Source organism: Brevundimonas sp. NPDC055812, from assembly GCF_053616535.1.
Genome location: NZ_JBSHDX010000002.1, coordinates 19,811 through 41,649 on the forward strand (window position 1 = coordinate 19,811; position 21,839 = coordinate 41,649).

Annotated in this window: 26 protein-coding genes; 19 read left to right on the top strand and 7 right to left on the bottom strand. The window is 67.6% G+C overall.

Annotated elements, in window-relative coordinates; translation table 11 throughout:
* Positions 1–7 precede the first annotated feature (7 nt).
* From rplQ to ACWGL1_RS03005, 3 genes are all read left to right on the top strand, one after another.
* Entirely contained in the window at positions 8–427 is a 420-nt protein-coding gene (gene rplQ, locus ACWGL1_RS02995; RefSeq protein ID WP_003164392.1) for a 50S ribosomal protein L17, read from the top strand.
* An 85-nt stretch (positions 428–512) separates the two neighbouring features.
* Positions 513–890 carry a DUF4180 domain-containing protein gene (locus ACWGL1_RS03000; protein WP_291781329.1) on the top strand — a complete coding sequence of 126 codons (378 nt, stop codon included), beginning with the start codon at positions 513–515 and terminating at the stop codon, positions 888–890.
* Complete coding sequence (locus ACWGL1_RS03005) at positions 887–1,363, top strand: GNAT family N-acetyltransferase (RefSeq protein ID WP_452111132.1); 477 nt, start codon at positions 887–889, stop codon at positions 1,361–1,363. The genes ACWGL1_RS03000 and ACWGL1_RS03005 overlap by 4 nt, the downstream gene beginning before the upstream one ends.
* A gap of 6 nt (positions 1,364–1,369) precedes the next feature.
* Here ACWGL1_RS03005 and ACWGL1_RS03010 read toward each other — a convergent pair whose 3' ends face one another.
* Positions 1,370–2,233, bottom strand: a complete 864-nt coding sequence (locus ACWGL1_RS03010) for a hypothetical protein (protein WP_452111133.1) — start codon at positions 2,231–2,233, stop codon at positions 1,370–1,372.
* On the bottom strand, positions 2,230–3,129 hold the full coding sequence (locus ACWGL1_RS03015; protein ID WP_452111134.1) for an ABC transporter ATP-binding protein: 900 nt from the start codon (positions 3,127–3,129) through the stop codon (positions 2,230–2,232). The genes ACWGL1_RS03010 and ACWGL1_RS03015 overlap by 4 nt, the downstream gene beginning before the upstream one ends.
* A 103-nt stretch (positions 3,130–3,232) precedes the next feature.
* On the opposite strand from ACWGL1_RS03015, the gene ACWGL1_RS03020 reads away from it, so the two are divergent.
* Positions 3,233–4,468 (top strand): alkaline phosphatase family protein, encoded by a 1,236-nt coding sequence (locus ACWGL1_RS03020; RefSeq protein WP_452111135.1) that lies wholly within the window; start codon positions 3,233–3,235, stop codon positions 4,466–4,468.
* Between the two features lie 64 nt (positions 4,469–4,532).
* Here the strand turns inward: ACWGL1_RS03020 and ACWGL1_RS03025 are convergent, their stop codons facing one another.
* Complete coding sequence (locus ACWGL1_RS03025) at positions 4,533–4,859, bottom strand: GIY-YIG nuclease family protein (protein ID WP_452111136.1); 327 nt, start codon at positions 4,857–4,859, stop codon at positions 4,533–4,535.
* A gap of 120 nt (positions 4,860–4,979) precedes the next feature.
* Between ACWGL1_RS03025 and ACWGL1_RS03030 the strand changes: the two genes are divergently transcribed.
* Together ACWGL1_RS03030 and ACWGL1_RS03035 are read left to right on the top strand one after the other, a co-directional pair.
* Complete coding sequence (locus tag ACWGL1_RS03030; RefSeq protein WP_452111137.1) at positions 4,980–6,284, top strand: TCR/Tet family MFS transporter; 1,305 nt, start codon at positions 4,980–4,982, stop codon at positions 6,282–6,284.
* 95 nt (positions 6,285–6,379) lie between these two features.
* Positions 6,380–7,768: a Do family serine endopeptidase gene (locus ACWGL1_RS03035; protein ID WP_291781348.1), complete on the top strand. Its 1,389-nt coding sequence runs from the start codon at positions 6,380–6,382 to the stop codon at positions 7,766–7,768.
* Positions 7,769–7,783: 15 nt separating this feature from the next.
* On the opposite strand, the gene ACWGL1_RS03040 is transcribed toward ACWGL1_RS03035, so the two are convergent.
* Positions 7,784–8,203, bottom strand: a complete 420-nt coding sequence (locus tag ACWGL1_RS03040; RefSeq protein WP_452111138.1) for a VOC family protein — start codon at positions 8,201–8,203, stop codon at positions 7,784–7,786.
* Positions 8,204–8,270: 67 nt separating this feature from the next.
* On the opposite strand from ACWGL1_RS03040, the gene ACWGL1_RS03045 reads away from it, so the two are divergent.
* From ACWGL1_RS03045 to ACWGL1_RS03070, 6 genes are all read left to right on the top strand, one after another.
* Positions 8,271–9,581 (top strand): replication-associated recombination protein A, encoded by a 1,311-nt coding sequence (locus ACWGL1_RS03045; RefSeq protein ID WP_452111139.1) that lies wholly within the window; start codon positions 8,271–8,273, stop codon positions 9,579–9,581.
* A 212-nt stretch (positions 9,582–9,793) separates the two neighbouring features.
* Complete coding sequence (locus ACWGL1_RS03050; protein ID WP_291781358.1) at positions 9,794–10,234, top strand: hypothetical protein; 441 nt, start codon at positions 9,794–9,796, stop codon at positions 10,232–10,234.
* A 75-nt stretch (positions 10,235–10,309) separates the two neighbouring features.
* Positions 10,310–10,750, top strand: a complete 441-nt coding sequence (locus tag ACWGL1_RS03055) for a hypothetical protein (RefSeq protein ID WP_452111140.1) — start codon at positions 10,310–10,312, stop codon at positions 10,748–10,750.
* A 91-nt stretch (positions 10,751–10,841) separates the two neighbouring features.
* The gene (locus ACWGL1_RS03060) at positions 10,842–11,294 is read left to right on the top strand and encodes a hypothetical protein (RefSeq protein ID WP_338576070.1); all 453 of its coding nucleotides are present in this window, start codon (positions 10,842–10,844) and stop codon (positions 11,292–11,294) included.
* Between the two features lie 11 nt (positions 11,295–11,305).
* Positions 11,306–12,031, top strand: coding sequence for an RluA family pseudouridine synthase (locus ACWGL1_RS03065; RefSeq protein ID WP_338576068.1), 726 nt, complete (start codon positions 11,306–11,308; stop codon positions 12,029–12,031).
* A gap of 78 nt (positions 12,032–12,109) precedes the next feature.
* Positions 12,110–12,604, top strand: coding sequence for a CC0125/CC1285 family lipoprotein (locus tag ACWGL1_RS03070; RefSeq protein WP_312218862.1), 495 nt, complete (start codon positions 12,110–12,112; stop codon positions 12,602–12,604).
* Positions 12,605–12,607: 3 nt separating this feature from the next.
* On the opposite strand, the gene ACWGL1_RS03075 is transcribed toward ACWGL1_RS03070, so the two are convergent.
* Complete coding sequence (locus ACWGL1_RS03075; protein ID WP_291781370.1) at positions 12,608–13,045, bottom strand: DUF2214 family protein; 438 nt, start codon at positions 13,043–13,045, stop codon at positions 12,608–12,610.
* Between the two features lie 43 nt (positions 13,046–13,088).
* Between ACWGL1_RS03075 and crcB the strand changes: the two genes are divergently transcribed.
* The 5 genes from crcB to ACWGL1_RS03100 are packed head-to-tail and all read left to right on the top strand — an operon-like array spanning position 13,089 to position 17,402.
* The gene (crcB, locus tag ACWGL1_RS03080; RefSeq protein ID WP_452111141.1) at positions 13,089–13,475 is read left to right on the top strand and encodes a fluoride efflux transporter CrcB; all 387 of its coding nucleotides are present in this window, start codon (positions 13,089–13,091) and stop codon (positions 13,473–13,475) included.
* A complete protein-coding gene (locus tag ACWGL1_RS03085) occupies positions 13,472–14,467 on the top strand; it encodes an RluA family pseudouridine synthase (RefSeq protein ID WP_452111142.1) in 996 nt (331 codons plus the stop codon). Before crcB ends, ACWGL1_RS03085 begins: the two co-directional genes overlap by 4 nt.
* Positions 14,464–15,942: a putative 2OG-Fe(II) oxygenase gene (locus tag ACWGL1_RS03090; RefSeq protein WP_338576061.1), complete on the top strand. Its 1,479-nt coding sequence runs from the start codon at positions 14,464–14,466 to the stop codon at positions 15,940–15,942. The genes ACWGL1_RS03085 and ACWGL1_RS03090 overlap by 4 nt, the downstream gene beginning before the upstream one ends.
* Before the next feature lie 2 nt (positions 15,943–15,944).
* Positions 15,945–16,631, top strand: coding sequence for an HAD-IA family hydrolase (locus tag ACWGL1_RS03095; RefSeq protein WP_452111143.1), 687 nt, complete (start codon positions 15,945–15,947; stop codon positions 16,629–16,631).
* A 9-nt stretch (positions 16,632–16,640) separates the two neighbouring features.
* The gene (locus tag ACWGL1_RS03100; RefSeq protein ID WP_452111144.1) at positions 16,641–17,402 is read left to right on the top strand and encodes an ATP12 family chaperone protein; all 762 of its coding nucleotides are present in this window, start codon (positions 16,641–16,643) and stop codon (positions 17,400–17,402) included.
* Positions 17,403–17,555: 153 nt separating this feature from the next.
* On the opposite strand, the gene ACWGL1_RS03105 is transcribed toward ACWGL1_RS03100, so the two are convergent.
* On the bottom strand, positions 17,556–18,314 hold the full coding sequence (locus tag ACWGL1_RS03105; protein ID WP_452111145.1) for a pseudouridine synthase: 759 nt from the start codon (positions 18,312–18,314) through the stop codon (positions 17,556–17,558).
* A 304-nt stretch (positions 18,315–18,618) separates the two neighbouring features.
* On the opposite strand from ACWGL1_RS03105, the gene ACWGL1_RS03110 reads away from it, so the two are divergent.
* Positions 18,619–19,110: a hypothetical protein gene (locus ACWGL1_RS03110; RefSeq protein WP_312218855.1), complete on the top strand. Its 492-nt coding sequence runs from the start codon at positions 18,619–18,621 to the stop codon at positions 19,108–19,110.
* On the opposite strand, the gene ACWGL1_RS03115 is transcribed toward ACWGL1_RS03110, so the two are convergent.
* On the bottom strand, positions 19,107–19,754 hold the full coding sequence (locus tag ACWGL1_RS03115) for a DUF938 domain-containing protein (RefSeq protein ID WP_338576051.1): 648 nt from the start codon (positions 19,752–19,754) through the stop codon (positions 19,107–19,109). The two genes, ACWGL1_RS03110 and ACWGL1_RS03115, sit on opposite strands and share 4 nt — an antisense overlap.
* 209 nt (positions 19,755–19,963) lie before the next feature.
* Here ACWGL1_RS03115 and ACWGL1_RS03120 point away from each other — a divergent pair, with 209 nt between their 5' ends.
* Positions 19,964–21,808: a phosphoenolpyruvate carboxykinase (GTP) gene (locus ACWGL1_RS03120; protein WP_452111146.1), complete on the top strand. Its 1,845-nt coding sequence runs from the start codon at positions 19,964–19,966 to the stop codon at positions 21,806–21,808.
* Positions 21,809–21,839: the final 31 nt, after the last annotated feature.

Here is a 21,839-nt window from a genome sequence, read left to right on the forward strand (position 1 = left end):
GACCCCGATGCGCCACGGCGCCGCCTATCGTAAGCTCGGCCGTACGGTCAGCCACCGCCAGGCCATGTTCGCCAACATGGCCGCCTCGCTGATCAAGCACGAGCAGATCACGACCACCCTGCCGAAGGCGAAGGAACTGCGTCCCTTCGTCGAGAAGCTGGTCACCCTCGCCAAGAAGGGCGACCTGCACGCTCGTCGTCAGGCCATCAGCGCCGTTCGCGACGTGCCGCAAGTCGGCAAGCTGTTCGACACGCTGGCTCCGCGTTACGCCGAGCGTAACGGCGGCTACATCCGCATCATGAAGGCGGGCTTCCGTCACGGCGACAACGCCGCGATGGCCGTCATCGAGTTCGTCGATCGTGACGTGGCCGCCAAGGGCCAGGACTCCGGTCCGGTCTTCGCCATCGAGGGCGACGACGAAGCCTGATTTCGGCTTCACCGACTGTATTGAGAGGGCGGCTGGAGCAATCCCGCCGCCCTTTTTCTTCGCAAGCCGCTGAAGGGAGGGCTCGATGACCCGCGTGGAGACCTGGAACGGGCTCGTCGTGGCCGTGTGCGAGCCGGACGGCGCCCTGCTGGCGGGCGTGGCCGACATCAATGACTTCCTGTCGCTGGCTTTCGAAGCGAACGCCGATTGGCTGGCTATGCCGGTAACGCGCCTAGGCGAGGACTTCCTGCGTCTTCGCAGCCGGTTGGCGGGCGAGACCACGCAGAAGTTCGTCAACTACCGGGTCGGCCTGGCGATTATCGGCGATATCAGCGCCGAGGCGGCCGGATCCGAGGCGCTGACGGACTATGTGAGGGAGTGCAATCGAGGCCGATCCGTATGGTTTCTGCCCGATCTGACGGCCCTGAAGTTGAAGCTCGAAACGGGACGGAACGAGGCATGACGATCCACGGGATACGGGCTTTCGACCCGTCGGCGGCGGCGGACAGTGCAGCCTGGCGGTCGCTGAACGAAGCCTGGCTGGCCGAGGGCGGTTTCGCCATCGAGGCCAAGGACCGCAAGGTGCTGGATGACCCGCAGGGGCAGATCCTGGCGCAGGGCGGCCGCATCTTCTTCATTCAGCGTGGGGACGATGTCGTGGGCTGCTGCGCCCTGATGGCCATGGACGACGGGGGCTTCGAGGTCGCCAAGATGACGATTGCGCCGGCTGCGCGTGGCCAAGGGCTGTCGCGGCGGCTGCTGGAGGTCTGTGAGGACGCCGCGCGCGAGGCGGGCGCGCCGCGTCTCTATCTGGAGACCAGTTCGACGCTGGGGCCGGCGCTGGCGCTTTATGACAGCTTCGGCTTCGTCCGCCTGCCGCCGCGCGAGACGCCCTATGTCCGGGCCGACGTCTTCATGGAGAAGGCGCTGGTCTGATCCGGCCTATTCCTTGGACAGGTCCTGCCGTCGAAACCACCACAGGGCCAGGAAGAAGGGCGCGAAGCTCCACAGCGCCAGTCCCGCCACGGCGCGCCAGCCGGCGCCGTCGGGCAGGACAGCGGCCATCATCCCGCCCTGGATCAAGGCCTTGAGCACCTCATAGGCGTCGCCGGGGAACAGCAGCATGGTGGGCCAGTCGCCCATCCGCCAGCCGAGGAGGGGGGCGCCCTTGGCGAGGAAGGCCTGCGCCACGCCGATGACCAGCGGAACGAAGAGGGCGGCCAGCATGGACCGCGTGACCGTCGCCGCCAGCAGGGCCAGCAGCAGGAACTGTACGACGCGGACAAAGGCCAGCAGGAACATCAGGCCGAAGCTCTGCGCGGTCTCGGCGCCGAAGTGGAAGACGAAGCTGTTGCCGAAGATCAGGCCCTTGGCGACGGCGCCGATCACGGCGGCGGCCAGCATCAGCAGCAGCCCGGCCAGAACCATCAGCTTCACCGCGCCGGCCTTGCCCATGATGAGGTTCGGGCGGCTGTTGCGCGCCGTGATCAATCGCCAGGTCTCCCAGCGATAGTCGCCTGCGAAGACGCTCGCCGCGCCGATCAGCAGGAAGGCCAGGAGCGCCGGGTTGGCCAGATTGCCGGCCGCCTCGAGCAGGGCCTGGCCAAGATCGAGGGTTCCTCGCTCCAGGCGCAACTGGGACGGCAGGCGATCGCGGACGGCGGAGATCTTGTCGTCGATGAACAGATTGCCCGCGATGCTCGCCGCCAGCCCGACCACAGGCACGAAGACGATGCTCCACAACAGGGCCGTGCGATTCTGCAGCAGGCGCCAGGTTTCGGCGCGGACGGCGTCGGCCAGCATCATGGGCGGTCTCCCTCGACGGAAGAGGTTTCGGTCATGAAGACGCTTTCCAGATCGGCGCCGACCCAGCGGGCCTCGTCGATGTCCACGCCCTGTTCGATCAGGGCGCGCAGCAGGGCGGGGGCCTCGGCGCGCGGTATGGCGGCCATGACGGCGTCGTCCTGAACGCTGCCGCGTTCGCCCAGCACGGCCATGACCTTGGCCAGAGGCGTGGCCGACAGGCGCAGACGTTCGCCCGAGGCGGTCAGGTCGCTGACCTTGCCCTCGGCCGCCAGCTTGCCTCGGTTCAGGATGGCGACGCGGTCGCAGACGCGCTGGACCTCCAGAAGCTGGTGGCTGGCCAGAACGACGGTCACGCCGTCGTCGTCGGCCAGGCTGCGGATGAGGCTGCGCATCTCCTGGATGCCGGGCGGGTCCATGCCGCTGGTCGGTTCATCAAGGATGACGAGGTCGGGCCGGGTCATCAGGGCGGCGGCGACGCCCAGCCGCTGCATCATGCCGACCGAAAAGCCGCGCACCTTGCGGTCCGCCGCCTCGGTCAGGCCCACCCGCGCCAGCCAGCGGTCGGTTTCGGCCTCTGCGCCCATGCCGTGCGCCAGCGCCAGCCAGTGCAGCGCCTGACGCGCGGTCAGATAGGGCGGGTAGCGCGGCGTCTCGATCATCGAGCCCATGCGCCGGGTGACGGCTGGATCGCCGGCAGGCTGGCCCATGACCCGCACCTCGCCCGCCGTGGGTCGGATCAGGCCCAGAAGGATGCGGAACAGCGTCGACTTGCCCGCGCCGTTCGGCCCCAGCACCCCATAGACCCCGCCGCGCGGGATGCTGAGGCTGAGGCCGTCCAGGGCGCGCACCGCGCCATAGGTCTTGGTCAGGCCGCTCGTCTCGATAACGCTGGTCATGAGTCGCAGCGTGACCCGACAGTGGAAAACCGGCAAGCCGTCTTCTGTCTGTCGCGGATTGGGCTTAGGCAACGTCCCCGAATGCCGCTTTCGGGAGCACCTCATGTTTGATCGTCTGTTCGGGCTGGCGCGCGCCGCCGTCCTGACCCTGGCCGTCGCCGCCTGCGCCACCACGCCGCCCGCGCCGCCGGTCGAGACGGCCCAGGCGCCGAACGTCATCCTGATCTCCATCGACGGCTTCCGCGCGGACTATCTGCAACGCGGGGCGACGCCGGTGCTGGCGCAACTGGCGGCCGAGGGGGCGTCGGGCCCGATGAAACCGTCCTTCCCCAGCGTGACCTTCCCCAACCATTACACCCTGGTCACGGGGCTGCATCCCGATCACCACGGCATCGTCGGCAACAACATGGTCGACGCCGAACTGGGTCGCTTCTCGCTCGGCAACAAACAGGCCGTCACCGATCGCCGCTGGTGGGACCAGGGCGAGCCGATCTGGGTCTCGGCCGAGCGACAGGGCGTGAAGACCGCCACCATGTTCTGGCCGGGGTCCGAGGCCGACATCCGCGGCGTGCGGCCCAGCTACTGGGCGCCCTTCGATCAGTCGATGCCGGGCGACGCCCGCGTGGATCAGGTGCTGACCTGGCTGGATCTGCCCGCCGCCCAGCGCCCGGCCCTGACCACCCTCTATTTCGATATCGTCGACACCATGGGCCACCACCACGGGCCAGACGCCCCCCAGACGCTGGAGGCCACGCGATCGGTCGACGCCTCCATCGGCCGCCTAGTCGAGGGGCTGAAGGCGCGGGGCCTCTATGAGAACACCATCCTGGTCGTGGTGTCCGATCACGGCATGGCGGCGACCTCGCCCGACCGCGTGACGGTGCTGGACGACATCGTGGACCCCGAGGCGGTCCAGATCGTCTATGGCGGCGCCGTCACCTTCCTGAACCCCGTTGCGGGACGCGAAGCCGAGGTGGAGCAGGCCATGTTGGGCTCGCGACCGCACCTGGACTGCTGGCGCAAGAGCGAGATCCCGGCGCGCTTCATCCTGGGCTCAAATCCGCGCGTGCCGGCCATCGTCTGCGCTTCGGAGCCCGGCTGGCTGTTGGCGACCAGGGCGCGCCCGGTGACCAAACCCGGCGGGGCCCACGGCTATGACAACGCCGCGCCCGAGATGCAGGCGATCTTCATCGCCCACGGACCCGGCGTCATCGCCGGACGGCGGCTGGAGAACCTGGACAGCGTCGACGTCCAGCCTTTCCTGGCTCGCCTTCTGGGCGTCTCCGCACCGCACGGCGACGGTGACCCGAACGACACGCTTCCGGTGACGCAGCGCTGAGCAACCCTAATTTCGTCACCCTCGGGCTTGTCTCGAGGGCCCATCGGGGCTTCGTACGCGCCGCTTAAGGGTCATGCCGCCAGGTTGACGGCGCGAACCACGCCTTCGCCAGGTCTTCCCAGTGCGGGTTCTCCCGCTCGATCAGATTGATCTTCCAGTCGCGCAAATAGCGTTTCAACGCCTTCTCCCGGCGGATCGCATCTGTGATCGCTTCGAAGGGTTCATACCAGACGAGTCGCTTCAGTCCGTGTTCTCTGGTGAAGCCAGGGAAGCTCCCGTCTCGATGTTGCTGCACACGTTGAACCAGATTGCTGGTTACGCCGACATACAATGTCCCCTGCGGCCGGTTGGCCATCATGTAGGCGGCGATGAAGGGTCGCTCGTTCGACATTAAGGCAGAGCTTGTGGAAAGATGGGCCCTCGGGACAAGCCCGAGGGTGACGAGTTAAGGAAAATTATCGCGTGGGCGGCCGGCGGCGTCTAGAACGTCGCTCCACCTCCGCGAGCCCTCATGTCCCTGCACCAGCCCAAGGTCCGCCGCGCGGCGATCGCCTTCATCCTCGTGACTGCGGTGTTGGACATCGTGGCCATGGGGATCGTCATTCCGGTTCTGCCCCATCTGATCGAGGAGTTCGTCGGGTCGAACGCGCGCGCGGGCCTGCTGAACGGGGTGTTCGTGGCCCTGTGGGCGGGGATGCAGTTCCTGGCCTCGCCGGTCATCGGCTCGCTGTCGGACCAGTACGGGCGCCGCCCCGTCATCCTGCTGAGCTGCGCCGGGCTGGCAGCGGACTATGTGCTGATGGCGTTGGCGCCGAACCTGTGGTGGCTGGCGATTGGGCGGCTTGTGGCGGGCGTCACCTCGTCCAGCTTCACCACTATTTACGCCTATATGGCCGACATCACCGAGCCTGAGAAACGCGCTCGCGCCTATGGTCTGATCGGCGCGGCCTTCTCGGGAGGATTCGTGCTGGGGCCGGTTCTGGGCGGTTTCCTGGGCGAGTTCGGACCGCGCGTGCCGTTCTGGGTGGCGGGCGCCCTGTCCGGCGTGGCCTTCCTGTACGGCCTGTTCATCCTGCCGGAGAGCCTGCCTCTGGAGAAGCGGATGCCCTTCAGCTGGCGGCGCGCCAACCCGGTCGGCGCCATGATCCTGCTGAAACGTCACGCCGAACTGGCGGGCCTCGCGGTGGTGAAATTCCTGCTCTATTTCGCCCACCACGTCTTTTCGGCGGTCTTCGTCCTTTACGCCGGGCTCCGTTACGGCTGGGGGCCGTGGCAGGTCGGGGCCTTGCTGGCCATGGTCGGGGTGCTGGACATGATCGTTCAGGGCGTGCTGGTCGGCCCGGCGTCCAAGCGGTTCGGGGACCGAGCGACCATGATCTTCGGCCTGTGCGGCGGGGCTGTGGGCATCGCACTGATGGGCTGGGCGCCGACGGGCGTCGCCTTCATCGTCGCCATGTTGCCCAACGCCCTGTGGGGCCTCGCCATGCCGACGCTTCAGTCCCTGATGACCCGCCGCGTCGGCGAGAGCGAGCAGGGCCAGCTTCAGGGCGCGAACATGAGCGTCGCCTCCATCGCCGGGGTGGCCTCGCCCCTGTTCTTCGGCTGGATCTACTCGGTTTCGGTGGGTGAGGGCGGCGGGCGGGCGGCGGTCTGGTTGTCGGAGCGAGGGTTACCCGCAGTGTCCGCTGCGGCCGACGCCATGCTGTCCGAGCCGGGACTGGCCTTCTATCTGGCCTCCGCCGTGCTGGCTCTGGGCGCTCTGATCGGATTCCTGACCGCGCGCCGGGCGGAACGGGACGAGGTCACATCCGTTTGATCGCCGCCGCGCCCCGGATCGAACGACGGCCTTGATCCTGTCGAAAAGCCGAGGCGGAATGGATGCAGCGCCCAAGCTTGTAGAACCGGGACGAGATGAAGACTTCCAGACTGGCCATCGCCGCCGCCCTGATCCTGTCCGCCTGCGGCCAGCCGCAGCCCTCCAAGGCGCAGGAAGGCGTCTTCGCCGAACAGCCCCGCGTCGCCCCGCGCGACGCCGGTTCGCTGAAGACCAGCTTCGCCCCTGTGGTGCGCGAAGCCGCGCCCGCCGTGGTGAACATTTCGGCGCGGGGCGTCCAGCGCGTGCGCGACCCCTTCTTCGAACTGTTTGGCGGCGGGCCGCAATCGCGTGTGACAGGCTCCATCGGTTCGGGCGTCATCGTGCGGCCGGACGGGATCGTGGTGACCAACAACCACGTCATCCAGAACATGCAGGAGATCCGCGTCACCCTGAACGACCGGCGCGAATATCCGGCCAAGGTGCTGCTGGCCGACGAACGGTCCGACATCGCCGTGCTGCAACTCGAAAACCTGGACGGCGACCTGCCGGTCCTGCGCATCGACGATCAGGAGCAGCAGCAGGTCGGTGATCTGGTCCTGGCCATCGGCAACCCGTTCGGCGTCGGCCAGACCGTGACCAACGGCATCATCTCGGCCCTGAACCGGACCGAGACGGGCATCAGCGATTCCGGCTCCTTCATTCAGACCGACGCGCCGATCAATCCCGGCAACTCCGGCGGCGCCCTGGTCGACATGGACGGCGATCTGATCGGCATCAACACGGCCATCTTCTCGCGCACAGGATCCTCGACGGGCGTGGGCTTCGCCGTGCCGGCCACCATGGTCAAGCGGGTCGTGGATTCCGCTGTCGGCGGCGCCAAGTCGGTCGAGCGCGCCTGGCTGGGCGTCAAGGGCGACTCGGTCAGCTCCGACATGGCCCGCAGTCTGGGGCTTGAGCGGCCGCAAGGCCTGATGGTGACCGATGTCTACGCCGGCGGCCCGGCCGCGCGCGCGGGCATCGAACAGGGCGACGTCATCACGGCCATCGACGGCGCCGAGGTCAATGACCAGGGAGGGCTGAACTTCCGCGTCGGCACCCGTTCGCCGAACGACACGGTCGCCGTCAGCGTCCTGCGCGACGGCCGGACCCAGACCTTGAACGCTCGCGTCTCGACCCTGCCGGGCGACGCCGATCCGGGGCAGGGCACGGTCGTGGGGCAGGGCGCCCTGGCCGGGCTTCAGGGTGTGGCGCTGAACCCGGCGCTGGCGGACCGTCTGGGCGGCGACCCCTTCACCAGCGGCGTGGTGGTCACGGGACTGCAGCGCAACAGCGTCCCGGCCCGCATCGGACTGCGCCCCAACGACCTGGTGGTGCAGATCGACGGCCGCGCCGTCACGACGGTCGCCGCCCTGGGGCGTGCGCAACGCGGCTCGGAGTTGACCATCGTCCGCAACGGCCGTCGTCTAACCGGCCGCTTGCCTTAAGGCGGAGAGGGGCGGTCAGCCCTTCTGCGGTCCGCCGATGCTCCACAGGTGGCCGAACGGATCGCGCACCTGGCCGTAGCGGTCGCCCCAGAACTGGTCCTCCAACGGCATGACCGGAATCGCGCCGTTGACCAGGGCGCGGCCCCACCATTCGTCGGCGTCGTCGACCTGAAGATGCAGGCTGACCCCGACCGGCTTGATGTCGACTTCGCCGGTCCATTCGGGGAATTCATCGGCCAGCATGATGCTGCCGCCGTTGATGCGCAGATGGGCGTGCATCAGGCGCTCGCCGTCCTCGGCGGGCATCCGCATGACTTCCTCGGCCCCGAAGGCGCGGGCGTAGAATTCGATCGCCGCGGCCGCGCCGCGCGAGGGAATGGTCAGATGGGGCGTCACCCCGCCGCTCGGTCCCTGTTCAGGCTTGGGTTTAGTCATGCGATTCCTCCTTGGAGGCGTTGTAGCGGGTGCAGTCGCCCGAACGAACGCCTATCTAGAGCGTTCCATGACTGATTTGTTCGAAGCCTCCGGCATTCATCCTCCCGACGCTCCGCTCGCCGACCGTCTGCGCCCGCAGGCGCTGGACCAGGTGGTGGGCCAGGACCACCTGCTCGGCGAAGGCGGGCCGATCCGCCGCATGATCGAGGCCGGGCGCCTCGGCTCCATGATCCTGTGGGGGCCGCCGGGCACGGGCAAGACGACGATAGCCCGCCTGTTGGCGAAGGCGGCGGGCTATGAATACCAGTCGATCAGCGCCGTCTTCTCGGGCGTTGCGGACCTGAAAAAGGCGTTCGAGGCCGCGCGGATGCGCCGGGCGGCGGGTCAGCAGACCCTGCTGTTCGTCGACGAGATTCACCGCTTCAACCGCGCCCAGCAGGACGGTTTCCTGCCCTTCGTGGAGGAGGGGATCGTCACCCTGGTCGGCGCGACCACGGAGAACCCCAGTTTCGAGCTGAACGGCGCCCTGCTGTCGCGATCGCAGGTCTATGTGCTGAAACGGCTGGACGACGCCTCGCTGGATCTGCTGCTGGACCGGGCCGAGGCGCTGATGGACATGCGCCTGCCGCTGACGCCTGAGGCGCGCCAGGCCATGTTGGCCCTGGCGGACGGCGACGGTCGCTATTTGCTGACCATGTCCGAGGTGCTGTTCGACCTGCAGGATGTCGAACCGCTGGACGTGCAGGCCCTGGCAGGCGTGCTGCAGAAGCGCGCACCCGCCTACGACAAGTCGCGCGAGGAGCACTACAACCTCATCTCGGCCCTGCATAAGTCGGTGCGTGGGTCGGATCCGGACGCGGCGCTTTACTGGCTGGCGCGGATGCTGAACGGGGGCGAAGACCCCCTCTATCTGGCGCGACGCATCGTGCGCATGGCGGTCGAGGACATCGGTCAGGCCGACCCCCTGTCCATCCTGGTCGCCAATGCAGCCAAGGATACCTACGACTTCCTCGGCTCGCCTGAGGGGGAGCTGGCGCTGGCGCAGGCCGTGGTCCATCTGGCCACAGCGCCCAAATCGGTCGGGGTCTACGAAGCCTTCAAGGCGGCGAAGAAGGCGGCGCACGAGACCGGCTCCCTGATGCCGCCCGCCCATATCCGCAACGCCTCCACCAAGCTGATGAAGTCGTTGGGCTACGGCAAGGGCTATCAATACGATCCCGACACGCCCGAGGGTTTCTCCGGCGCCGACTTCTTCCCCGACGAAATGGAGCGCCGCACCTTCTACAAGCCCAAGGGCGAGGGCCATGAGGAGAAGGTCAAGGCGCGCCTGGAACGCTGGGCGGCGATGCGGGCGCGGATGCAGGCGGATAAGGCGTAGGGCCTACCGCACTGCCTTCTGGCCGTCATCCTCGGGCTTGACCCGAGGATCCAGCCGTCCGCCTGCGCGACGTTAATGGGACTAGCGCGGCCTGAACTCGATCCTCGGGTCAAGCCCGAGGATGACGGAGGAAAGAAATGGTCGGTGAACGACGTTCATTGTGGCGCGCGTCCTAGAAGGGTAGGCTGAATCTTCCAACTGCGGAGGCGGCTATGGTCGATGTTCTGCGGCGTATATCGACGCCCTGGCATGTGTGGCTGGTCGGCGTGCTGTCTTTCCTGTGGAATGCGCTTTTCGTCTGGCAGTGGATGCTGCAGGTGACGGGAGATCCAGCATACTGGGCCGGGATGACCCCGGCCGAAGCCGCCTACCTTCGCGCCGTGCCGTTATGGACCGATGTTGCGGTCGGGGTCGCCTTCTGGGGCGGGCTGCTGGCGGCGGTGCTGCTGCTGTTCCGGCGACGCCAGGCGACGATGCTGTTCGCCATCGCCCTGATCGCCATGCTGGCGGACACGACCTACATCCACTTCATGAGCAATGGGCGCGAGATCATGGGGCCCGTCGGCGTGGCGTTCGGCCTGGTCATCATCGCCGTTCTGGTCGCCCAGACTGCCTATTGCGCCTGGATGGACCGACGCGGCGTGATCGTCTGAAGCAAGGCCGAAGCCCTTGTTGCGGCGGCCTATTTCGGCGTAGTTTTCGACGCTCAAGGTTCTGGGGGAAGAATGATGGTCGATATTTCGAAGCGCCCGGCGACGCCGTGGCATCTGTGGGCCATCGGTGCGGCGTCAGTGCTCTGGAACGGCGTCGGCGTCTGGCAGTGGTATCAGAAGGTGACGGGCGCGCAGGCCTATTGGAGCGCGCTGACGATGGAGCAGGTCTTCTACCTGCGCTCGGCGCCGTTGTGGACCGACGTGGCCTACGGCGTGGCGGTGTGGTGCGGCCTGCTGGGGGCGTTGATGCTGTTGCTGCGACGGAAGCTGGCGTTCAACGCCTTCGTCGCGGGCCTGATCGCCATGCTGGCGCACGCCGCCTATGTGCTGGCGCTGAGCAACGGCCGCGAGGTGTTGGGCGCGGGCGGGACGGCCTTCACCCTGGTCGTCGCCCTGATCTTCGCGGTGCAGATCGCCTATTCGCACTGGGCGCGACGCAGGGGCCTGATCCGCTAGGCGGGCGCTTCAGGCAGGGTCGTAGCGAATATTGTTAACGCCTCGATTTCAGGCGTAATCTCCTCTCCATCGACAACCTGGGGAGGGAACAATGGTCGATATTTCAAGGCGTGCTTCGACGCCGTGGCATCTGTGGCTGATCGGCGTTCTGTCGCTGCTGTGGAACGGCTTCGGCGGCTATGACTTCGTGCAGACCACCACGCGCGGCGAAGCCTATATGCGCGAGTCCGGCTTCGGCGAGGAGATGATCGCCTATTACAACGCCATGCCCGCCTGGATGTATGTTCCATGGGCGCTGGGCGTCTGGGGCGCGGTGATCGGGTCGCTGCTGCTGCTGACGCGCAGCCGCTGGGCCGTTCATGCCTACGCCCTGTCGCTGCTTGGGGCGGTGGTCAGTCTGATCTACTCCAAATTCATCAACCCGCCGCCCGCGCTGTCGCCGGAATTGGCGATGATGGAGTGGATGCCCTACGTCATCGTCGTCATCGCCGCCTTCCTGGCCTGGTACGCCTGGGCCATGGCGAAGAAGGGCGTGCTCCGCTAAAGGCTCGGCGGGTGAAAACCCGCCAGCCTGTTTCCCTGACCGAAGAAGAGATCGCCGCCGTCCGTTCGTGGGTGGTGCATGAAGACGCGCATCTGATCGCCTTCAACAAGCCGTCGGGCCTGTCCAGCCAGGGCGGCCGCATTCAGGCGCATACGCTGGACGACCTGCTGTGGGCCTTCGCCCGCTCGAACGGCAAGCGGCCGGAACTGGTGCATCGACTGGATCGCGACACCTCCGGCGTCATTCTGGCCGCCAAGACCAAGCCTGCCGCCGGCTTCTTCGGCAAGGCGCTGCAAGCCCGCAAATTCCACAAGACCTATCGCGCCCTGATCGCCGCCGCGCCCGAGCCGCGGGCGGGTCAGATCGACGCCCCCCTGCGCCGTCAGGAGATCGGCCGGGAATCCTACATGCGCGTGGTCGAGGTCGGAGCCGAGGGGGCTCAGGCCTCGCAGAGCCGCTATCGCACCCTGGCCGCCAACGAAGAGGGGGCGGTGGTCGAGCTGGAGCCCTTGACCGGGCGGATGCACCAGCTGCGCGTCCACATGGCCCACATCGGTCGGCCCCTGGTCGGCGATGTGCGCTACGGCGGCGCCCTGACCTTCGCCGGGCGCCCGGCGTCGCGCCTGATGCTGCACGCGGCGAAGCTGAGCTTTCCCCACCCGGACGGCGGCCGCCTGACGATCGAGGCGCCAGAGCCAACGGATTTCCAGGCGCTGCGTGAGGCGGCGGGGCTTTAGGCGCTTCATCCCCTGTTCAGCTTCACAGCGGAACAATCCGGCTCGCCCGTACGCTGTTCGGGCGTGGGAGACACGCGCATGAAACGCCTCGCCATCGTCACGATCGCAGCCTCGGCCCTGGCTCTGACGGCCTGCGCCAGCCTTGCGCCCTATGGCCAACAGATGGGGCCGAACGGGCAGGGCTATTCCGAACAGCAGATCGAACGCGACCGTTTCCGCGTGACCTACAAGGGCGTCGGCGCGCCCGGTCCGGTGGCGGATATGGCGCTGTTCCGCGCGGCCCAGCTGACGACCGAACAGGGCTACGACTGGTTCGAGGTGACGCAACGCTGGATCGACGGCCGTCCCGACAGCGCGGGCGGCGTACGGCCCAGCGTGTCGGTCGGCGCCGGCACGGGCCGTTACGGCGGCTGGTCCACTTCGGGCGTCGGCGTCGGCCTGGGCTTTGATCTCAGCGGGCCGCAGCCGACCTCGACCACGCTGGAGATCGTCATGGGCCGCGGCCAGCGCCCGGATCGCCCGGAAGCCTATGACGCGCGCGGCGTGCAGGACGCCATCCGTCCGCGCCTTTAAGGTCTAGAACGGCCAGCGCGCCATGGCGGCGGCGAAGGCCAGCAACGGGATCAACAGCAGAATCTCCAGCCCGATCGCGCGTCTCGCGGCGGTCAGTTCGGCCTGTGGCGGGACGTAGTCGGGCGCCGTCCGCGCCGCCTTGCGCCATCTCAGGATCGCCAGCGTCGGCCGGATCGAGATCAGGCCGATTAGGGCGAAGGTTGCGATCTTGGCCCAGAAGAAGGGATTGGCTTCATAGAAGGCCCAGCCCTTGCCGCCCATCACCCGTCCGACCCCGACCAGCACGATCAGCAGGGCCGTGACGCCATAGCCCGCATCCAGCCCGGCCAGACGTTTCACCGGCGGTTCCGGCGTCCGCAGCAGCGCCAGCTCCGACGCCAGCATGACGATCAGGCCCAGGAACAGCAGGTGGTGCAGGATGGCGAGGACAAGGTCGTGCATGGCGGCCTTCGCAAATGACGTCGGAACAGTATATGCCGCCAGCATGACACGTTTTCTGCTGGTTGCGAGCGGCGGCGCTCTGGGGGCGATGGCGCGCTACGCCCTGGGTCTGGCGGTCGGCCGTCTGGCGCCGGGCGCGGCCTGGCCATGGGGCACGTTCGGCGCCAATCTGATCGGGGGGCTGCTGATGGGCCTGCTGGCCGGATGGCTGGCGCTGAAGGCGGGCGCGCATCAGGAGAGCATCCGCCTCTTCGCTGCGGTCGGCGTCCTGGGCGGGTTCACCACCTTCTCGGCCTTCTCGCTGGAGACGGCGCTGATGATCGAACGCCGCGAGATGGCCACGGCCGCCCTCTATGTCGCCGCCTCGGTCGTCCTGGCCGTCGCCGCCCTGTTCCTGGGACTTCTTATCGCCCGAAAGGCTTTTGCATGACCCGCGAGGTCAAGACTCTCTTTGTCGCCGAGGCCGAGGACGGCATCCGTCTGGACCGCTGGTTCAAGCGTCGCTGGCCGCACCTGTCGCACATTCAGGTGCAGAAGATGGCCCGCAGCGGCCAGATCCGCGTCGACGGCTCGCGGGTGAAGCCCGAGGACCGCCTGACCGCCGGCGCCGCCGTGCGCGTGCCGCCGATTCCCGATCCGGTCGAGCGCGTCCCCGGCGAGAAGCCCAAGATCAGCGACCGCGACGCCGCCTACGCCAAGTCGCTGGTCCTGTATGAAGACGACATGGTCATCGCCCTGAACAAGCCGCACGGACTGGCGGTGCAGGGCGGCACCAAGACGACCAAGCACGTCGACCGCCTGCTGTCGGCCTGGGGCGAGGGGATGGAGCGTCCGCGCCTGGTCCACCGTCTGGACCGCGACACCTCGGGCGTGTTGCTGCTGGGCAAGGGGCCGGAGGCGGCCAAGCGACTGGCCGGGGCCTTCGCCCGCCGTCAGGCCAAGAAGACCTACTGGGCCATCGTCATCGGCAATCCCAAACCCTCGGCGGGCCAGATCGACCTGGCGCTGAAGAAGTCGGGCATCAACGACTTCGAGATTATGCGCCCCGCCGATCCCAAGGAGCACGGCGCCGAACCGGCCGAGACGGCCTACGCCACCGTCAGCCGCGCCGCCCACCGCGCCGCCTGGATGGCCCTGCGCCCCTTCACCGGACGAACGCACCAACTGCGCGCTCACATGAGCGCCATCGGCCACCCCATCCTGGGCGACCCGAAGTACGGCAACGACCAGTCGAACGAACTGTCCGGCCCGCTGAAGCTGCAGCTTCACGCCCGCCGCATCGAACTGGACCACCCCAGCGGCGGCAAGCTGATCGTCGAGGCTCCCCTCAGTCCCGAGATGAAGGCCGGCTTCAACCACTTCGGCTTCTCCGAGGACGAGGCCGATGAAGACCCCTTCGCGGGCGTGCGGCGGATGCGATGAATAGCACGGCGCCAGACCAGGAACTGGATCGTCTGTTGAGCGCAGGGCGGGCACAGGACGCACTTGCCCTGGCGACGCGGGAGATCGAAGCAGGGCGCGGCGTCTTTGCGGTCCATTCTTATCGGGCGCAGGCCCTGCAGGCGCTTGGCCGCCCGAAGGAGGCTCTGCCCGACGCGCGACAGGCGGCGGCGATGGCGCCGAAAAGCGTTTCGGCGCATCATAATCTTGCGGCGCTCCTAGGGGATCTGGGAATGGCCGACGAGGCCGAGACGGCGGCTCGACAAGCTTTCGTTGCAGGCGGCGACGCACCGGAAACATGGCTGGTCCTGGCCCGCGCCCTGCAAGGTCAAAATCGTCTTGATGAAGCTGAGCAAGCCTATCGAGGCGCCATCTCCCGCCGTCGGGATTATCCCGACGCGGTGCGGGATCTCGCCTATCTGGCCTGGATGCGGACCGGCGACGTCGAAGTTGCGGCCGCGCCGCTTCTGGACGCCCTGACGCGCCAGGGACAAAGCGAGCCCTTGCGTATGGCCTTGGCTCAGTTGCTTCAGTATGCGGATCGACACGCGGAGGCCTATCGCGTCCTGGCGTCTATCCCCTTGTCGCCGCGCGGCCATTTCGCCGCAGCTCAGATCGCGCTGAGTGATGACCCCGCCTTGGCGCTCCGGCATATCGGGGCGGCCAGAGCGCAGGGCGTGGACGCCGCCCCTCTCCGGTCCGTCTCCGCCGAGGCCCTGCTGGCTCTCGGCCGTCCCCAGGACGCCATGCAGGATATCGGTCGTCTGCGTCAGGAGGGGCCGGAGAATCAGTACGCCATCGCTCTGGAGGCCGTTGCGCTGCGTCTGATGGGGGATGATGCCTATCGACGGCTGTATGATTACGATCGGCTTGTGTGTCCCCAATGGATCGACTGCCCGGAGGGCTGGTCGGATCTCGACAGTTATCTACGGGATCTTGCTGGGGCGTTGCGGCGCAATCATGCTTTGAAGACGCACCCCATCGGACAATCTCTTCGAGGAGGATCTCAAACCTCTGCGCCGCTGATCCTGAACCAGGATCCTGTGATCCGGGCGTTCTTTCAGGCGATCGACCGTCCGATCCGACGTTATATCGATGGACTGGAAGGCGACGGACCGGCGGCGGCGCGACGTTCGGGGGGATATGACATCGCCGGTTGCTGGTCAGTGCGCTTGCGGCCGGAAGGCTATCACGCCGATCACGTCCATCCGCAGGGCTGGATTTCTTCGGCCTGCTATATTGAGGTTCCTGACATCGCGCGCGCCGACGATCGCCAGGGTTGGCTGCGGTTCGGTCAGCCGCCCTTTGTCGCCTCGTCGGGCCTGACTGCGGAGCATTTTGTCCAACCCGAACCGGGAAAAGTGGTGCTGTTCCCCTCCTACATGTGGCACGGAACGGTTCCTTTTGGCGGCGAGCAGGAGCGCCTGACCGTGGCCTTCGACATCGTGCCCGTCTGAATATGACCGCTTCCGACGCTCCGCTCGCCGTCTTCGACATCGACGGCACCCTGGTCGACAGCCGCACCTCGATCCATCGCGCGGCCTGCGAGGCGGCGCAGGTTCTGGGCCTGCCGGAACCGGAATACGATCGGGTGCGCCAGATCGTGGGGTTGAGCCTGCATCACGCTCTGCACGTGCTGGAGCCGTCCTTGACCGACGCCGAACTGGCGGATTTCGTCGCCGCCTTCCAGGCCAGCTTCCGCGCCATGTATGAAGCCGGGCATGAGGAGCCGCTCTATCCCGGCGTGATGGACACCCTGCGGCGCCTGAAGCGCGACGGCTGGCGGCTGTCGCTGGCGACCGGCCAGAACCGGCGGGGCGTGGCCCGCAATCTGGCGCGGCCCGAGTGGAGCGATCTCTTCCTGTCCAGCCATTGCGCCGAGGACGGGCCGGGCAAGCCGGACCCGGCCATGCTGCGCGCCGCCATGAGGACCTGCGGAGCCGACGCCGCCTCGACCGCCATGATCGGCGACACCAGCCACGACATCGCCATGGCTGTGGCGGCGGGCGTGCATCCGCTCGGCGTCGGCTGGGGCTTTCATACGGTGGAGGAGCAGGCGGCTGCGGGCGCGCTTCACATCGCCGCCGATTTTCCCGATCTGGAGGCGGCGCTGGATCGGTTCGCCTCGACCAAGCTGTTCGCCTAGAAGTCCGTCATGACCCATATTCCCCCGCTGGACCCCAACGTCGCCGCCCAGAAGGGCTTTCGTGAATCCGAGGAGCGCATCAAGCGCTTTTGGAAGAGCGCCGGGGTCGAGGCCCGCGACGGCGGCTGGATCGTCCTGCTGGACGGCCGCGCGCCCAAGACGCCCGCCGGCAACGCCATCGTCCTGCCGACCGAGGCGGCGGCCCGCCTGGTGGCGGAGGAGTGGAGCGCCCAGGGCGAGCATCTGACGCCCGCGACCATGCCCGCCACCCGTTTGGCCTCGACCGCCATCGACCGGGTCAGCCAGACGCGCGGACCTGTGGCCGAGGAGATCGCCCGCTACGCCGGGTCGGACGTGCTCTGCTACCTGGCCGAGACGCCGTCGGGCCTGATCGAGCGCCAGCAGGCGGAATGGGGGCCGTGGCGCGACTGGGCCGCGCGCGAACTGGGCGTTGAGTTGCATCCGGTCGAGGGGATCATCCATCGGCCCCAGGCGCCTGAGGCTCTGGCGCGGGTCGAGGCGCTGGCGCTGGAGATGGACGACTTCGCCCTGACCGGGCTGGCGACGGCCGTGCCGCTATTCGGCTCGGCGGTGCTGGGGCTGGCGGTGCAACGCGGGGCGCTGGCGGGCGAGGCGGCGCTGGACCTGTCGCGTCTGGACGAAGCCTTCACCGAGGAGCGCTGGGGCGTGGACGAGGAAGCCGCCGCCCGCACCGCCGCCCATCGCGCCGAAGCGACCCTGCTGCAACGGTGGTTCGAGGCGCTCAAATAAGCTTCTACTGCACATCCCCGCGGAGGCGGGGACCCAGTACTTTGGCTTCGAGCGTGATGGCTTGCTTTAGTAAGCGCCTCTAAAGCTGGCTTGGGTGCGCGAGGCTCTTACTGGGGCCCCGCCTCCGTGGGGATGTGCGGAATGTGGGGCGGCTCAGCCCTTTAGCAGCGCCGCGCGCTCGTCCGCCGTCAGCACCCGCCATTTGCCTTCCGGCAGGTCGCACAGTTTCACCGGACCGATGCGGATGCGGTAGAGGTCGACCACCTCCAGTCCGACCAGTTCGCACATGCGGCGGATCTGGCGGTTGCGGCCCTCGCGCAGGATGAAGCGCAGGCGTTGCGGCTCCATCTGGGTGACGCGGGCGGGCTTCAACTGGCGGCCGTCCAACTCCAGCCCGTGACGAAGTTTCGTCAGCTTGGCCTCGGTCACGGCGCCGGCGACGCGAACCAGATACTCCTTGTCTAAGTCCGACTGGGGGCCGATCACGGCCTTCGCCACCACGCCGTCCGACGATAGCAGCAGCAGGCCCCGTGAATCCTCGTCCAGCCGCCCGACCGGGGGCAGGGAGGCGTCGCGCGCCGGGACTTCGCCTGCGCCGACCTTGTTCGCGGCGGTCAGCAGGCGCACCGCCGGGACCTTCCCCGGCTCGGGCTGGCCCGAGACATAGCCGACCGGCTTGTGCAGCAGGATGGCGACCCCCGCCGCTAGCGCCGCCTCGCCCTTGTCGTTCAGGGACAGCGTCTGGCCGGGTTCGATCTTGCGGCCCGCGTCGCGCACGACCTCCCCGTCGATGCTGACCAGGCCATCGGCGATCAGCCCCTCGGCTTCGCGGCGCGAGCAGACGCCGGTCTGGCCCAGCCACTTGTTGATGCGGACGGGCTCTGCGCCCTCATAGGTGCGGGTGAAGGCCATGGCCTGACTGACTCTCCGATGCGAGGGGCTGTGTAGGGCGGCGTTGCGGGCGGAGGCAAGGCTGCGGTCGTGACGACGGGATTCAGATTTTCCGTCTAGGCGATGAGTTCACGTTTTCGTCGCCAAGTTGACCTTGAGCATCATAAGCCTATATCAGCAGTCACCCTGATGACTTTGCCGCGTTCGCTTCCGCCCGTTTCGGATTGCGACGTTTGCCGTGTTTGATCCGGTTGCGGCGTGCGGGGCGCGACGTTTTCTCAAAATCGTCTGCGAATATTGATCGATAACCTTCGAAGGAGACATTTTGTACGCTCAACGCAAGACCGCGACCGCCCCTCGTTCCCGCCAATACGGCAACCGCCCCGCGCCCGCTCGCCTGCGCTTCGGCCTGATCATGCGCAAGGGCATGGATTTCGGCGAACTCGGCGACATCGAGACCGCCCTTCGCTTTGAAGGCGTGTCTCTGGCTCCGATCTCGACCGGCGAGGGCAGTCTGGTTTCGGGCGGACTGACGGTTCTGGCCACGGCGACGGCTGACGACATCAGCGGCGGTCGGGTTCAAGGCGTGGTGATTCCCGGCGGCATGGCGGACGAGGCCGGTCTGGCCCAGGTCAAGGCGCTGGTGAACCTCGCCAAGACGCAAGGCTTGCCGGTTCTCGCGTTCGCCGACGGGGTGGCCCTGGCGGCCGACGCCTTTGGTCAGGCCGCCGACGCGCCGGGCGCCGTGTTCCGCGACGGCAAGGTCGCCCTGCTGAACGACCGCGCTGAACTGACGGCGGTGGTCGCCGCCATCTAAACGCGGCGGAAGATCAGGCTCAGGTTGTTGGCGGGCATGGCCCGCCGCAGCGTCAAGGCCAGACCATGCGACCGGGCGAGTGTTTCAACCTCGCCCCGGTCGCGCAGGCCCCAGGCCGGATCACGCGCCTTCAGACTGTCGTCGAAGGCGGCGTTGGATGGGGCCAGCGGGGCCTCGGCCTCGCGATATGGGCCGTACAGATACAAAACGCCGCCGGGGCGCGTCAGCGACCGTTCCGCCAGCCGCATCAGGCCCTCCGTCGCGGCCCACGGGCTGATGTGGATCATGTTGATGCAGACGATGGCGTCCAAGGGGGCGTTCAACGCCTCGCCCGACCAACTCGCCTCATCCAGCATGTCGATCGTCTGCGCGGGCCGCAGGTTCCCTGCGTCTGCCGTCGACCGCCAGGCTTCGATGCTGGCGCGGGCTTCCGGACTGGGGTCGCTGGGCGTCCACTGCAGGCCGGGCAGGGCGGCGGCGAAGGCGGCTGCGTGCTGTCCCGATCCGGCGGCGATCTCCAGCACCCGCCCCTGATCGGGCAGATGGGCGCGCAGCACCTCCAGTATGGCCGCGCTGTTGCGCTCGGCCGCGGGCGAGGTCAGGGCGCTGGAAGAACCGCCCGGCGTCGACTTTACAGAATCCATGGTCTTCACGCCGAAGGAGATAACTGTCTGCGACCCTTCTGGCGATTTAAATGTGCTCGTCGGCGGCCTTCCCCGGATAACGGGAGAATGAAACGTGCAGCGGTTGACCTTACGTCCCGTCGGGTTCATTGCCCCCGTAACACAGCGTGATCAGCTTATTGCGTGACGGCGACGACAGATCGCCGCGCGCAGGTTCAGGAGAGCAAGACGTGACTCAATCGATTCCCGGACTCTATCCGGCGCCGACCGAACACAAGGGCCTTGTCGCCTGGGTGGAGCAGATCGCCGCCCTGACCAAGCCGGACCGTGTTCACTGGTGCGACGGATCGGACGCCGAGAAGTCGGCCATCGTCGCCGATCTGATCGCCAAGGGCACGCTGAAGGAACTGGATCAGGCCAAGCGCCCCGGCTGCTACTACGCCGCCTCGGACCCCAAGGACGTGGCCCGCGTCGAGAGCCGCACCTTCATCTGCTCGCAGGACCAGGCTGACGCCGGCCCGACCAACAACTGGTCCGATCCGGTCGAGATGCGCGCCCGCCTGAACGGCCTGTTCGACGGCTGCATGAAGGGCCGCACTATGTATGTGGTGCCGTTCTGCATGGGGCCGCTCGGCTCCAAGATCTCCGCACTGGGCGTCGAGATCACCGACAGCGGCTATGTCGCCGTGTCGATGGGCGTCATGACCCGCATGGGCAAGGCGGCGCTGGACCTGATGGGCGCTGACGGCGAGTTCGTGCCAGCGGTCCACACCGTGGGCGCCCCGCTGGCGGAAGGCCAGGCCGACGTTCCGTGGCCCTGCAATGACGACAAGTGGATCGTCCAGTTCCCGGAAACGCGCGAAATCTGGTCCTATGGCTCGGGCTATGGCGGCAACGCCCTGCTGGGCAAGAAGTGCTACGCTCTGCGCATCGCCTCGGTCATGGCCCGCGACGAAGGATGGCTGGCCGAGCACATGCTGATCCTCAAGCTGACCAGCCCTGAGGGCGTGGTGAAATATGTCGCCGCCGCCTTCCCGAGCGCCTGCGGCAAGACCAACCTGGCCATGCTGCAACCGGCGCTGGACGGCTGGAAGGCCGAGACGGTCGGCGACGACATCGCCTGGATGCGTTTCGGCGAAGACGGCCGCCTGTACGCCGTGAACCCGGAAGCGGGCTTCTTCGGCGTGGCGCCGGGCACCAGCCGCAACACCAACAAGAACGCGCTCGAGACCCTGACGCGCGACACCATCTTCACCAACGTCGCCCTGACCGCCGACGGCGACGTCTGGTGGGAAGGCCTGACCAAGGACGCGCCGGAAGGCCTGACCAACTGGAAGGGGCAGCCGCACGATCCGGCTTCGGGCGAGCCTGCGGCGCACCCGAACTCGCGCTTCGCCGTGTGGGCCGGTCAGTGCCCGTCCATCGCGCCTGAGTGGGAAGACCCGGCGGGCGTGCCGATCGACGCCATCCTGTTCGGCGGCCGCCGCGCCTCGGCCGTGCCGCTGGTGACGGAAGCCTTCGACTGGGAGCACGGCGTCTTCATGGGCTCGACCGTGGCGTCGGAAGGCACCGCCGCCGCCGAGAACAAGGTCGGAGAGCTGCGCCGCGATCCCTTCGCCATGCTGCCCTTCTGCGGCTACAACATGGGCGACTATTTCGGTCACTGGCTGAAGATGGGCGAGAAGGCCGATGCGTCCAAGCTGCCGCGCCTGTTCTTCGTCAACTGGTTCCGCAAGAACGACGAAGGCAAGTTCGTCTGGCCGGGCTTCGGCGACAACGCCCGCGTGCTGAAATGGATCGTCGAGCGTCTGGAAGGCCAGGCCGAGGCGGTGGACACACCGGTCGGCCGCGTGCCGTCCAAGGCCGCGCTGGACCTGTCGGGCCTGACGCTGACCGACGCCGATCTGCAGATCCTGCTGGACGTCGACGCCGACGTCTGGACCGAGGAAGCCGCCTTGATCCCCGCCTTCTACGAGAAGTTCGGCGATCGCCTGCCCAAGGCCCTGTGGGGCCAGCACGCCGCCCTGACCAAGCGCCTGGAAGAGGCGCGCGCGGCCAAGCTGGCGGCTGAGTAAAAGACCGTCCTGAACGGTTGAAATCGGGGCG